Raw genomic sequence first — 12794 nt, forward strand, 5'->3', positions numbered from 1 at the left:
TTACTGAGCGTCTTATTTTTTGATCATGATCGTACCGACTGTGTTATTTTAAATTCTTTTATCATTTGCTATAAATAAATTGAGTGTGTTATGTCCTTATTACAAATTGCTGAACCCAACCAAAGCGCAAAGCCGCATGAACATAAATATGCTCTAGGTATCGACTTAGGCACAACGCGTTCTATGGTCGCTGTGGTACGCTCAGGTAAGGCAGCACTTCTTGAAACCGCTGATGCTAAGACCAAAGACAACTTACTGCCTTCGGTGGTTTATTACGGTACTGCTAATGATACTAACGCCCCTATCGTCGGTAGCGAGGCGCTGTCTTATTTTGAGACCGATCCCGTTAACACCATCATCTCAGCCAAGCGCTTTATGGGCCGTAGTGTTAAAGACATTAAGTTCTCACATCCGTATCAGCTCAAATCAAGCGAGACTAGCGCAGATGCTATGCCCTCGTTTGTGACTGGGCAGGGCAATGTGTCCCCTGTTGAAGTTTCGGCCGACATCCTTCGCACCCTAAAAGATCGGGCTCAGCGTGCTCTACCAGACGATAGTATTCAAGGTGCAGTGATTACCGTGCCTGCCTACTTCGATGAAGCTCAGCGCCAAGCGACAAAAGATGCTGCTCAATTGGCCGGTCTGAAGGTGCTTAGATTATTAAATGAGCCTACCGCTGCTGCCGTAGCTTACGGCTTAGACCGTGCTGCCGGCTCAAGCGATGAGGCTCAACAAGAGCGACTGTTTTTGATTTATGATCTTGGCGGTGGCACGTTTGATGTGTCTTTGCTTAAGATGAATGAGGGCGTGTTTGAGGTGCTGGCCACAGGCGGTAACAGTGCCTTGGGCGGCGATGATATGGATCGCCAAATTATGGGCTGGCTGTTAAAACAGGCCAATCTAAATCCAAAAGACTTAACCGCTCAGCAGCGCACCCATATTGCACGTCAGGCAGAAGGCTTTAAACAAGCACTTACGCATCGTGATCGTGTTGATGTGAGTATTGATATCGCTGACATCGAGTGGTCAGGCACATTAACCGCTGCAGACTTGATCCAAATCGTCGAGCCCATCACTCGCCGTACGTTGGCCACTTGTGAGCAAGTTATGCGTGATGCCGGCGTAAGCATTGAGCAACTAGATGAGATTATCTTGGTCGGTGGCTCGACGCGTATGCCAGTAGTACAGCAAGCGGTTGAGCAATTTTTTAACAAAACCCCTTTATCTCATCTCAACCCTGATGAAGTAGTGGCATTGGGTGCGGCGCAAGTGGCCGATCAGCTGATTAAAAAAGACAAGTCAAACAACGTATTATTGCTTGATGTCACCCCACTGTCTTTAGGCCTTGAGACCATGGGCGGCTTGGTAGAGGTGGTTATTCCACGTAATACCCCCATTCCCGTGGCCAAAAAACAGACCTTCACTACCTATCAAGATGGCCAAACTGGCATGGTAGTACATGTGGTACAAGGCGAGCGTGATACGGTTGAGCACTGCCGCTCATTGGGCCGCTTTGAATTATATGGTATACCGCCCATGAAAGCAGGGCTTGCCCGCATTGAAGTCACCTTTGACATCGATGCCAACGGACAACTATCAGTCAGCGCTTTTGAAGCGACCTCTGGGGTTAAGAGCGATATCAAAATCACCCCATCGTATGGTTTAAGCGATGAGCAGCAAGAACAACTGCTGCGTGCAGGCTTTGAAAATGCCGCTCAAGATAAGTTATCTCGCAGTCTTATTGAAGCCAAAGTAGAAGCTGAGCGTGAAGTGTTGGCGTTACAGTCTGCTCTACAAGAGTTTGGGGCTTTATTGTCTGACACTGAGGTGACTGACTTACAACAAGCCATGAGCGCACTAAGTGACTCTCTAAATCAGGTGTCCTCTAGCTTGAATGCTGAGCCAGAACAGCTGCAGCGACTTAAGACTGATGTGGAGGCAAAACAGGCCGTGTTAAAGCCTTTAAGTGATACCTTTGCCGCCCGAATTATGGATCAAAGTGTTAAGCAATCACTTGCTGGCACCAGCACAGAATCTTGGTAACAGCTGCTAGACCCTAGGCCCAGTGATTCATATTCTAATCGATACAAATCTGACTTTATTAAAAATACCTATTGGAAAATCTTATGCCAAAAATTACCTTACTGCCGCATCACGAAATCTGCCCTGAGGGTGCGGAAGTTGAATTAGAAAGCGGTGTGAACCTTTGTAAGGGTCTTCTTGAAAAAGGCTTCAAAATTGAGCATGCGTGTGAGATGTCTAAGGCATGTACCACTTGCCACGTTATTGTACGCAAAGGCTTTAACAGCTTAGAGGAGATGGATGATATCGAAGCTGACTTGCTAGATAGAGCTTGGGGCTTAGAGCCTGACTCTCGCTTGTCTTGTCAGGTACAGGTTGATGATACCGACCTGGTAGTGGAAATTCCAAAATACACGCTAAACCACGCAAAAGAGAACCATTAAGCCATCCATTACAGCGAACTGTTTCATCTAAAACTATCGCCATAAAAAAAGACACCGCATTAATGTGGTGTCTTTTTTTATCACGATAAATTTATAAAAGCTTACTGCATTTGCCAATCAAATGGCATCTGATTGTGGCCTCTGAGCGCCATCATAAGTGTCTGCTGCATGGCCAAATACACCTCTTGGGTATAAGGTACTGCTGGCGTCCCCCAAACTGGGTTTGGCCAAGCCAAATCATTTTGATAACGTACAATGTGATGAAAGTGCAGCTGTGGGACTTGGTTGCCTAAAGCAGCCACATTCATTTTGTCCGCATTAAAGGTTTTGGCCATTTGACTAGATAACCAGCTGGACTCACGCAAAAATTGTGCTTGGTCGGCTGGAGATAATTCATAAATCTCTTGTACGCCCGCCACTCTAGGTACCAAAATCAACCAAGGAAACTGGCAGTCATTAATTAGACGACAAGTTGATAGCGGGAAATCTCCAACTAAAAACGAATCTTTAGCAAGCGTTGGATGAAGTTGAAACATATTGGCTCTCTTATTTATTTTAATGATTCTGCAGTTCGATATTTTATCAGGTATTGCCCCGATATTATAGATGCAACACCATGTTTAATATTTTTGCCAACTTTGCTTAGATTTCATTAGCCAATGTCGGTGCATCATGACTTGATGATTCACTTGATGCTTAGCATAACCATTAATCTTTAACCAAAAAAAAAGTCTTGAGAGCTCAAGACTGTTTTATGCATCAAGATGGGGTCACCTACTGTTTACCAGCTGACTGACTCAAGCCAGCAAAACCAACCAACCCATCGACCTTGAGCGAGATACACAAGTCGCTACTTGCTGTTATTTTTATAATCAGCATCCTGCTAAAAAAGCATTCATCCCTAAAATCTTATTATTGTTATTGTGCCGTTGTTATTATCGTAAGCTTACTATGCCGCGCTACAGCCGATTACATCTCCATAGCATCTTCAACGTCATCATCGAACCAGTCGGGTACCTGAAGCTCTTCTAAATCTGCTGCTAAGCACACGGTTGCAGCGTTTGGCAGATTGTTTGATGCATTGTTTGATAAAACATTAAATAGGGTCATTCTCGTCCTCCTAAGCTTGGGTGGTTTGTCATTTAGTTTGTTGTTATCTGTTCAATAACTACAAGATACCCGCCCTAGATGACAAACTCATTAAGCAATGATGACGATTTTATGACCCCGCTATTTTGTCACCCATTGTATAAGCACAACCAGTGATAACGGCTACTGTTTACCAGCGCACACTTAAACACAATTAAGCGCACTTAGCAAAATAGCGACTACTGAGCCGCTTTGTCCTTAACATGACGAGTAAAGTGGTTGAGCAGCTCACGCACTACCTCTACCCGCTTGGCTGGCGTGTCAAGCTTGTCCGGATTGGTATAGCGGATACCTGAGGCACCATTCATACGGTAGCGATTGCCATCAGACTGAATAAGCTGAATAATCGCTAGTGCTTCAACTGGTGTGTCTGGGGCAAACTCTAGGATAACGCTGTTGCTGGTCGCATCAATCTTATAAATCGCCAAAGGCTCAGCCAATACCCGCAGCTGATGAATCGCAAACAGCTGCTTGGTCTGATCAGGCAGCGCACCAAAGCGATCAATCATTTCGGTACGAATGTCAGTAAGCACCTCTTTGTCTTCAGCATTGCTAATACGTTTATAAAACAACAAACGCTGCGGCACATCATTGACGTAATCTTCAGGTATCAGCGCGGAGCTGTGAAGATTAATATCACTGGTCAACGACAGCGGCGTGTTTAAATCCGGCTCTTTGCCCGCTTTAATGGCTTTGGTTGCCCGCTCTAGCATGTCCATGTACAGACTAAAACCAATGGCCTGCATGTTACCGCTTTGCTGTTTACCCAGTATCTCGCCAGCGCCGCGAATCTCCAAGTCCTCACTGGCCAGCATAAAGCCTGCGCCCAAGGTATTGGCACGCTCAATGGCAGTTAAGCGTTTTTTGGCATCGCCTTTTAGGCCTTTTACCGAAGGCACTAGAAGATAACAGTAAGCCTGATGGTGACTACGCCCTACTCGGCCACGTAGCTGATGCAGCTGCGCCAAACCAAATTTATCGGCGCGCTCGATGATAATGGTATTGGCATTGGGCACGTCAATACCAGTCTCAATAATGGTGGTGCAGACCAACACGTTGAATTTTTTGTGATAAAACTGCTGCATCACCTGCTCAAGACCACGCTCATTCATCTGACCATGCGCAACACCGACCCGAGCCTCTGGTACAAGCTCCCGGATATTTTCTGCCATACGCTCGATGCTAGCGACATCATTATGCAGCAGGTAGACCTGACCGCCACGCAGCAGTTCACGCAAAATAGCCTCTTTCATGAGCTGATTTGTCTTTTGCATCACGAAGGTCTTAATCGACAAGCGGCGCGCCGGCGGAGTGGCAATAATTGACATGTCACGCATACTGGTCAATGCCATATTGAGCGTACGCGGAATGGGCGTGGCAGTCATAGACAAGCTATCAACATCGCTTTGAATGGCTTTAATTCGCTCCTTGTGGCGTACCCCAAAGCGGTGCTCTTCATCGACAATCATTAAGCCTAAATTGGCAAATTTCACGTCTTTTTGCAGCAGCTTATGGGTGCCAATAACAATATCTACTTTGCCTGCTGCTAGATCCTCTAGCACTTGATCTTGGTATTTTTTGCCACCAAAGCGAGAAAGCGTCTCCACTCGAATGGGCCAATCAGCAAAGCGGTCTTTAAAGTTGTCTTCATGCTGTCCTGCCAGCAAGGTAGTCGGCACCAGTACCGCCACTTGATAGCCACTATTTACCGCAATAAAGGCCGCGCGCATGGCCACCTCTGTTTTACCAAAGCCCACATCACCGCAAATCAGGCGATCCATCGGCTTGTTCTGCTTCATATCATGCATCACCGCATCGATGGCATTGGCCTGATCGGGGGTCTCTTCAAAGGCAAACTGGCTGGCGAACAGCTCATACTGAGCCGTTTCCACCTTGAAGTGGATACCCTCTTTGGCCTGACGGCGCGCCTGCATATTAAGCAGCTCAGCCGCCACATCGTGGATTTGCTCCAGTGCTTTTTGTTTGGCCTTATCCCATTTACCGCTACCAATCTTATGCAAAGGCGCAAGTGCTGGATCACCGCCACTATAACGACTAATCAGCTGTAGATTGGCCACGGGCACATAGATACTGGCATCATCGGCATATTTTAGATGAATAAATTCTTGCTCACCTTCACCGATGTCTAGAGTGATTAGACCATGATAACGACCAATACCTTGGTCAATGTGCACCACCGGACTGCCTTCCGTTAATTCGGTGACACTTTTTACTAAGAACTCTTCGGACACATCGCTTTGGCGGCGACGACGGGTTTGTAGCACTTGACGACCAAACAGTTGAGTTTCACTGATAATGGATAAATGCTGATCGATGACTGCGCCGCGCTCAATGGGCGCAATGGTCAGACCCACCGTTGGCTTAGTGTTGCTAGCGGATGCGGTGTTTTTAATCAATGATTGTTGATACAACTCACTGCCTAAAAACTGCTGTAAGCTATCAAAGGTCTGCACATTAAGCTTGCCGTGAAATAGCTCAAGTAAAATCTCACGTCGGCCAGCAGTCTCGGCCACCACTAGGATTGGGCGCGCTAAAGCCGCCTCAGTGGTGTTGTCATCCCACCCGGCACTGGCATAATTTAAAAGCTCTAATAAAGGCTCAGCTTTTTGATGACTGACCGGCAGCTCAGGCGGCATCAGTGCCGGCAGTTTTACCTTACCGCTTTGGGTATTATCGGCAGCTGCTAAGTCACTTTGGCTTAAGATAACGCGCGGATACGCATTGAGCATCTCATTTAAGCTATTGCTTGGTAAATAAAGCAATGTAGGCTCTACAATTGGCTTATCGATATCATGACGGCGCTCTTCATAACGGCGCTGAATCTGTGACCAATAGTCAGCCTGCGCCTCAGCCGTATTTTCATCGATAATAAACAGGGTATCTTTGGGAAAATAGGAGAATAAATGGCCATTTTGTGACCAATCCTCTATTTCAAAAAACAATGGCTGGTAGTATTCCAGACCACTACTGGCAATGCCTGCCATTACGTCTTTGTGTAGCTCAAACCTGCGGCTACTGACATTGGGGAACATGGCTGCAAAGTTATTACGGAAGGTCTCTTTGCCCTCATCTAGCGGAAACTCTTTGGCCGGCAAGATCTGAAACTGAGTGATTGGCTTAGACACATCAGGCAGCTTATGCAGTAGAGATAAGGATTCAACCGTTAAATCATGCTGATTGGCACTATTGGCATCGGCACGGCCTGCAACCAGATCCATCAAGGTCTGAGTAGACAGTGTGCGCTGAGTCTGTGGGTTAAAAAATCGAATGGTCTCAATTTCATTATCAAACAAATCCAAGCGTAGCGGAAACGGCTGACCCATGGCGAAGATATCAATCACACTACCGCGCACCGCAAATTCACCGGGTTCAAACACATTATCCACCGCCCGATAGCCGGCTGCGGCGAGCATCTCTCGTTGTTGATTGATGTCAAAAATATCACCAACGCTTAAATCAAAATGCTGACCAATCAGCCAGCTTGGCGGCGCCATACGCTGCATCAGCGTCTGAATACTAATCAGTAAAATGCCCTGCTTTGGCATATCGGTTAATAGATTGATACGCTCACTGACAATATCTTGATGCGGTGACAGCTCATCATAGGTCAGTGTCTCCCAATCAGGAAACACATAAGCATCGACACCGCAAAACGCCAATTCTGTCTCGATCTGGTTGAGCTGGTTTTGATCTTTGGTGACGACCACCTTGAGTCTATTGGCGACATTGGCCACAGGACAATCACTTAAACTGGCCAGCCATAAGCTGCCTGCTGCTGCATAAGCCGGATAAAGCCAGCGCTTTTGCGCCTTATCGATAGGAAATAACTGCTCGTTGGTGGGGGTAAAAATATCGGTTAAAGGGTGCTCAATAAATTTAGGCATAACGGTGTAGTATGTATCCTTATCAAAGGCCAGTGTGCTAAAACTAAGTAGGAAGGCCGTTATTATACGAACAAAAATGGTAACAACCAATTTTTGATACCCAATCCATATAGTCTTTAACAGTGATACAGGCGTACCACCGGTTACGATTGTCTTGCACTATCTAAAGCGTATTGATTTGATATGGCGATAGGTTATCAACGACATCTGTGACAAGCTTCTAAGCTTTAGATAGTGACAGTTGAATGGTCAATTTCAGCGATCATTTACCGGTCTGTCTTATATCCGGTCTGTCTTATATCCGGTCTGTCTTATATCCGGTCTGTCTTATATGTAGATACTTGATAGCTGACATCTTAAACGGTGCTCAGACCGCTGATAATAAAAATAAAACAATGAGCGGCTAGGCACACTAGGCAATCAGTGGTTTATCACTGGCAATAATGCCGTTATTATCAGCGTAGATAATCATGCCTGAATTTAAGGTCAAATCACCAAAACGAATTTCGATATCCGTCTGACCTTCGCCGCGGCGGTTGGACTTACGAGGAATACAGCCAAGCGCCATGACACCGATATCCATTTGTGCCATGTCATCCACATCACGCACGCAGCCATAAACAACCACGCCAGCCCAGCCATTATCAATGGCTGATTGGGCAATCATATCACCAAGTAGTGCACAGCGCATTGAGCCACCGCCATCAACCACCAATACTTTGCCCTCACCCTTGGCATCTCGGCCATCCGTATTTAGCAGCTCTTTAACACGGCTGTTGTCCTCAAAGCATTTAACCGTAACAATCTCACCACAAAATCTGTCCTTACCCCCAAAACTATAAAAAGACTTGCCTTCAATATTAGGCAAGCACACCTGGCTTTCAGGATTGGCATCTAACAAATCACAGGTCACAAAGTTGGTTTTGGTCATCTCAGTCATGGTTGTTCCCTCAAATAGTATTATGGTTGCACATCTTTTTGGCTTAAGACATCAGCCAGTTTGATTTTAAGCTAAAAACAGCCTTGTGTTTAGCTTAAGACTTTAATTGGGTCATCGCAAGCAGTTGTTTATTGTCTATAATGGTTACTTTATGTACTTGCGACTCTGTCTGGGCATCCATAAATCTATGGCGCTCATATAAATTTTGAGCGGTTACCGCCATAGCAGCGGCGACTCTTTGTGCCTCAATAGGACGAGCCTTCATGGTCTTAGGCACCAAAGGCGAGAATACCTTATAAATACTTTGAGCGGCATTTTCAAGTACGCGCCCTTTGTGTTTGCCAAGTAGTAAAGACGGCTGGAAGATGACCAATTCATTAAAACCCAGCTCGCTTACTGCTTGCTCAAGCTCGCCTTTAACACGGTTATAAAAAAAGCGGCTTTTGACATCTGCTCCAAGAGCGGACAATAAAAAGAAGCGCTGCACTCCTTTTTCGCGGCACACTTTGGCAAATTCGAAATTGTATTCATAATCAATGCGTCTAAAGGCCTCTTCACCACCGGCCTGTTTTTTGGTGCTGCCCAAACAGGTAAAAGCATCTGTATCTGAGCCAATGGCGATACTGGCCATGATTTCTTGTAAGTTGGTAAAATCGCCCAATTGATAAAACTGCATTTCTGCAGACATGCGCTTTGGTGGCTTTCTGGCCACGATGATCAAGCTGTCATACATTAAACTTAGGTGGTTTACCAGTTGCTTACCAACCAGTCCAGTTGCGCCTATAATTATGGCTTTACGTTTCATAACTTAGTACCTATTTGATAACGCTTCTTGTAACGCGCACAGCTTTTGCTGATTTTATAAAGTTTTTCAAAGGTAATCATAGTAGCAGGCTACTCTAAACATTTTTACCCCTTCGCTCAATCAGTTATTGAGGATTGAAACCATTTGATACAAAGCTTGTTAATATCGCCAATAACTGTTATAATCCGCCGCTTTATAGCAACAAGTAATTTTGAAAGGGCTTTAATTATACAGCCTTTATCCTAAAAATTATTTTATTGTAGATGGTTATTTTTATTATCTGTCTTTGCTATAAATCTCCTTGCTGTTGACATGGGGTCAATGGCTACTAATCCGTAAGGAGTCTTAAATGCGACATTACGAAGTGGTGCTTATCGTACACCCTGACCAAAGCGACCAAGTAGTCGGAATGGTTGAGCGATATATCAAATTAGTTCAAGACAACAATGGTATGGTTCATCGTCTTGAAGATTGGGGCCGTCGTCAATTGGCTTACCCAATTAACAAAATCCATAAAGCACACTATGTTTTATTCAACATCGAGTGTGATGGTGCAACTCTAGAAGAGCTTGAAGAGCTATTCCGTTACAACGACGCTATCATCCGTAGCTTAGTTGTTCGTCGTGACGACGCTATTACTGAACCTTCACAATTAGCAAAAAGTGCTGATGAGAAGCGTGCCCGTAAAGCTCCACGTAGCGAAAACTTTGACAACGATCAGGATGATGAGTCTAACGACGATTCTGACGAATAATTTAAGCTCATTTAAGGAGAAGATCCATGGCACGTTTTTATCGCCGTCGCAAATTTTGCCGTTTTACCGCTGAAGGTATTACTCACATCGACTATAAAGATGTTGAGCTACTAAAACAATACATCAGTGACAATGGTAAAATTGTTCCTAGCCGTATCACTGGTACGTCTAACAAATATCAGCGTCAATTAGCCACTGCTATCAAACAAGCTCGTTACTTAGCATTGCTACCATACACTGACAATCATCAGTAAGCCAACTTAGGAGTGACTCATGCAAGTTATTTTATTACAGCGTATCGTCAACCTTGGTAAACTTGGCGAAACTGTGGATGTAAAATCAGGTTACGGTCGTAACTATCTTATCCCACAAGGTAAAGCTCTACCTGCCACACCAGCTAACGTTGAGAAGTTCGAAGCACGTCGTGCTGAGCTTGAAGCAATTGAAGCTGAAGAGTTAGCAGCTGCTAACAAACGTGCTGAAGCTTTAACTGACGTTAACGTTATCATGCGCGCTAAATCTGGTGAAGATGGTAAACTATTTGGTTCAATCGGTACTCGCGATATCGCTGATGCCCTTACCAAATCTGGTCTTGAAGTGGATCGCGCTGAAGTTAAGCTACCTGAAGGTACTTTACGTCAAGTGGGTGAATACAACGTTGACATCCAACTACACCACGATATCTTTGCTAGCATCCTAGTTACTATTCTTTCTGAAGATGGTGATGTAGAAGCAGCACAACAAGAAGCTGAAGAAGACGCAGAGTAATTTATAGCCGAGAGCCAAGCGCCCTCACCTATTTCTTACTTTGATAGTTATCTACCGCTTTTGGTTGTAGAGATCAAAAAAAGACAGCTTAGGCTGTCTTTTTTTATGGGTAAGCGGTTTGGTAAAATTAGTTATCTATATTAATATGTTACCTAATGTAAGAGCCGGCTTACTTGGCTTGTGCTCGATGAAAAATGTCTATATAATTACTCGTTCAATTGGGGATGTTCTGGCTTCGACGCTGGTGATGAAACTCAATGATGCATGTCGAGAGTATATGTCCTCTCGTTAATCAAACATATATTGTTATAGTCGCAAACGACGAAACTTACGCTCTAGCAGCTTAAACCCTGCTTACTCCTCTGCCCTTTACCCATAGTGGGTTAGACGAGTTGAAGCGCACGCATATGGGTTCGCTTAAATGATTGCCTTAATCATTTAGGTTCAAACTTAAAGGATCGCCCTATCCAACCTGACTGTCGGTTCGGTGCGGGTTAAAGCCAAAGACAGACCCTAAACATGTAGATTCATGAGCGTAGTGCTGGCGGACGCGGGTTCAACTCCCGCCATCTCCACCATTTTCTTAATCAAGGCTTACCGTAACATTCGGTAGGCCTTTTTTAATGGGCGTTTGAGGGGTTTAGTGAACATTCTGAACCATAGCAAGCTATATAGAATGTTGGTATTATTGTTGGTATTGAGATTATCTAGTACCAACAATACCAACACAAGGACTAATAGCTATGGCACTCACTCATACCATTATCAATAAACTCACACCCTCCGATAAAGCAATTCAAAGCAAAGCACCTGATAAGTACAGCGATGGAAACGGCCTACAAATATGGGTACGTTATACAGGCGTTAAGTCTTGGATCAGTGCTTACAGATGGCAAGGCAAGCAACAGACCTTAACTATTGGCACTTACCCAGTGATGAGCTTGCAAGAAGCTAGACAGCGTAACCTTGAGATTAAAAGGCTCATTGCTGATGGTATTGACCCAAAAGAGGAAAAGAAAGAACAGCAAGCCAGCCAAGATGGCTCAAGGTTATTCGATAACATAGCTCAATCATGGTATGCAGAGCGTAAGACTTACTTAGCCTCAAGTACATTTACTCGTAACTATTCAGCTTATGAGCGTGATATTAAACCTGCCATTGGTCAAAAGCTTATAGATGAGATAACCCCACCTGATATCTTAGCTATTGGTAAGGCGGTAGAGGCTCGAGGTGCTAACGAGATGGCAAGGCGTACTATTAGAGAGGTAGGCCAGATATTCAAACACGCCATACGCACTGGCTTAGCTACTCACAACCCAGCAACAGACCTTACTGAGGCTATTAAACCCCATCGTACAACACACCACAGCCGAATAACTGCCCAGCAACTGCCAAAGCTTATGCAAGATATTGAGGACTATGATGGTGATATCTTAGTTAAATATGGCTTGTGGTTTATGTGCTATACATTTCTTAGAACTAATGAAGTTAGATATCTTGAATGGCAGGATATCGACTTTACACGCCAACTTATAACTATCCCAGCCGATAAGATGAAAGCTAAGAGATTGCATATAGTACCGCTTTCACCTCAAGTCACTGAGCTACTTAAAAAGATAAAGGCTTTAGGCTTTTCTGATCAGTACGTCTTTTTTAATCCATCAACTCGCAAGCCATACAGCCAAAATGCTTTTATTACTGCCTTATGGAGATTGGGCTATAAAGGCAGAATGACAGGGCATGGCTTTAGAGGTTTAGCTAGTACCACCTTACATGAGCAAGGCTATATGCATGAGGCGATTGAGCTACAACTGGCACATGATAGAGAGAATAAGATAAGCAAGGCCTATAACGGTGCTCAACACCTGCCCTATCGTACTAAGATGATGCATGAGTGGGCTAACTATGTTGATGATGCATACGCTGGCAAGATTGATAATTTAATAGTTATGCCAAAGGCTCAAAAAATACAGAATGGCTAAAAGTACAACTGACAAAACTGACAAAA

At 44.6% G+C, this 12794-nt stretch carries 11 protein-coding genes, 1 other RNA gene and 1 pseudogene; 7 read left to right on the top strand and 6 right to left on the bottom strand.

The window, feature by feature from the left end; genetic code table 11:
* Positions 1-90: 90 nt before the first annotated feature.
* Positions 91-2043 (top strand): Fe-S protein assembly chaperone HscA, encoded by a 1953-nt coding sequence (hscA, locus tag JMX92_RS01155; protein WP_201543410.1) that lies wholly within the window; start codon positions 91-93, stop codon positions 2041-2043.
* Between the two features lie 83 nt (positions 2044-2126).
* Positions 2127-2465, top strand: a complete 339-nt coding sequence (gene fdx, locus JMX92_RS01160) for an ISC system 2Fe-2S type ferredoxin (protein ID WP_011960855.1) — start codon at positions 2127-2129, stop codon at positions 2463-2465.
* Positions 2466-2566: 101 nt separating this feature from the next.
* Here the strand turns inward: fdx and JMX92_RS01165 are convergent, their stop codons facing one another.
* The 6 genes and pseudogenes from JMX92_RS01165 to JMX92_RS01185 all read right to left on the bottom strand — a co-directional run bounded on the left by JMX92_RS01165 (position 2567) and on the right by JMX92_RS01185 (position 9264).
* Entirely contained in the window at positions 2567-3001 is a 435-nt protein-coding gene (locus JMX92_RS01165) for an HIT domain-containing protein (RefSeq protein ID WP_007395256.1), read from the bottom strand.
* A 433-nt stretch (positions 3002-3434) separates the two neighbouring features.
* Entirely contained in the window at positions 3435-3575 is a 141-nt protein-coding gene (locus JMX92_RS01170) for a hypothetical protein (RefSeq protein WP_201543412.1), read from the bottom strand.
* Between the two features lie 218 nt (positions 3576-3793).
* Positions 3794-7519 (bottom strand): transcription-repair coupling factor, encoded by a 3726-nt coding sequence (gene mfd, locus JMX92_RS01175; RefSeq protein ID WP_201543414.1) that lies wholly within the window; start codon positions 7517-7519, stop codon positions 3794-3796.
* Positions 7520-7604: 85 nt separating this feature from the next.
* Positions 7605-7799, bottom strand: a pseudogene (locus JMX92_RS13745) (RNA-guided endonuclease TnpB family protein); the annotation flags it as partial.
* Positions 7800-7931: 132 nt separating this feature from the next.
* The gene (rraA, locus tag JMX92_RS01180; RefSeq protein WP_041773731.1) at positions 7932-8450 is read right to left on the bottom strand and encodes a ribonuclease E activity regulator RraA; all 519 of its coding nucleotides are present in this window, start codon (positions 8448-8450) and stop codon (positions 7932-7934) included.
* A gap of 103 nt (positions 8451-8553) precedes the next feature.
* On the bottom strand, positions 8554-9264 hold the full coding sequence (locus JMX92_RS01185) for an NAD(P)H-binding protein (RefSeq protein WP_201543416.1): 711 nt from the start codon (positions 9262-9264) through the stop codon (positions 8554-8556).
* Between the two features lie 349 nt (positions 9265-9613).
* On the opposite strand from JMX92_RS01185, the gene rpsF reads away from it, so the two are divergent.
* From rpsF to JMX92_RS01210, 5 genes are all read left to right on the top strand, one after another.
* Positions 9614-10018 (top strand): 30S ribosomal protein S6, encoded by a 405-nt coding sequence (gene rpsF, locus JMX92_RS01190; RefSeq protein WP_011960859.1) that lies wholly within the window; start codon positions 9614-9616, stop codon positions 10016-10018.
* Positions 10019-10044: 26 nt separating this feature from the next.
* The gene (gene rpsR / locus JMX92_RS01195) at positions 10045-10272 is read left to right on the top strand and encodes a 30S ribosomal protein S18 (protein ID WP_007395263.1); all 228 of its coding nucleotides are present in this window, start codon (positions 10045-10047) and stop codon (positions 10270-10272) included.
* Positions 10273-10291: 19 nt separating this feature from the next.
* Positions 10292-10786 (top strand): 50S ribosomal protein L9, encoded by a 495-nt coding sequence (rplI, locus tag JMX92_RS01200; RefSeq protein ID WP_011960860.1) that lies wholly within the window; start codon positions 10292-10294, stop codon positions 10784-10786.
* 220 nt (positions 10787-11006) lie between these two features.
* Positions 11007-11364, top strand: a transfer-messenger RNA (tmRNA) gene (gene ssrA / locus JMX92_RS01205).
* A 165-nt stretch (positions 11365-11529) separates the two neighbouring features.
* Positions 11530-12768 carry a tyrosine-type recombinase/integrase gene (locus JMX92_RS01210; RefSeq protein WP_201543418.1) on the top strand — a complete coding sequence of 413 codons (1239 nt, stop codon included), beginning with the start codon at positions 11530-11532 and terminating at the stop codon, positions 12766-12768.
* Positions 12769-12794: the final 26 nt, after the last annotated feature.

The organism is Psychrobacter sp. H7-1, from assembly GCF_904846585.1.
In the GTDB taxonomy this organism is placed as follows: domain Bacteria; phylum Pseudomonadota; class Gammaproteobacteria; order Pseudomonadales; family Moraxellaceae; genus Psychrobacter; species Psychrobacter raelei.